Genomic DNA, 1,029 nt, shown 5'->3' on the forward strand with positions numbered 1-1,029 from the left:
CAGCTGTGCTCCGCTCTTCAGAAGCAGCCAACATAAGCGGCAGGTTTCCTCCTCCTGTTCCCGAGTTTGCTCGTGTTCTGGCTGATCGTTTCTGATCATTGCGGAGCACAGCAAGATCTCAAGCAGAGAGTCAACACCTCGTTCATGAAAAAAACGCTGGTGAATTGGCAAGCCTCTTTGTTTTAAGTCCAGAAGCCTCTCGCAGTCGTAAGAGCCGGGTTCATTGACCAGGTCAATGGCCTGTTGCAGTTTGTGCCTGGCATCTGGATCTGCTGTGGTGGTTCGTTCCGAACTCAGTGCCTCTGCCCGCACAGACATAGGCAGCAGATTCAACATGGCTCTGAAATGGTCTGGGGCTACGCCCTGTGAGAACGCAAAATCATTCAGCGAACGCTCATTCATACTCAGGTATTGACTGTCCAGCTCATCATCATAATAAACCTCTACAGAACCTGTGCGGTTGCAATAAACAACCAGAGGTAAGGGTTTAAGCCTCAATACCTTTTCACACTGACGCTTGTCCCGCAGGATATCGGAAACATTTATTTCTGCATCGTTGTAAACGCAAAAGCATTTGACGTCCTGCTTTTTGTAATGTGTGAGCACCAGCTCCGGGAAATCATCATCGGTGGAATGATAGCCGGGTTTCAATTCTGGTAAACAGAACGTCCCATCCGCATTCAGATGTCCCGAGGTGAAACGAGCAGGATAAACTTTCCAGATGAGTTGATTGCCGCGCTCAAAATATCTATCAAGCACTGATTGCAGATCAGGCAGAAGTTTTACTAACCTGTTTTCCGGAGTTAGCTCAGGCAGCATCATCGCCAGCGAACAAGTCCCTGCATTACGTTTATAGACATACAGGCATTGTGGATCAAAAATGCCAACCATCCATTTACCATAAGCTTCTGGCACGCGCCCGGTGGGCGCCATTCCTCCCGGCAGGGCGAGAGTGAAGGGTCTTGGCGCTCCCATACCCGAAAAGTAATTTCTCTCTTCAGTCAATTCAATTCGCCGAAACGCCAGACG

General features: G+C 49.2%; 1 protein-coding gene. It reads right to left on the minus strand.

The window, feature by feature from the left end:
* Positions 1–1,029, minus strand: a 1,029-nt coding sequence (locus tag KDK19_RS20565; protein WP_257292836.1) for a hypothetical protein, incomplete at both ends; no start/stop codon positions are given.

The organism is Endozoicomonas sp. ONNA1, assembly GCF_024606325.1.
Classification (GTDB): Bacteria; Pseudomonadota; Gammaproteobacteria; order Pseudomonadales; family Endozoicomonadaceae; genus Endozoicomonas_A.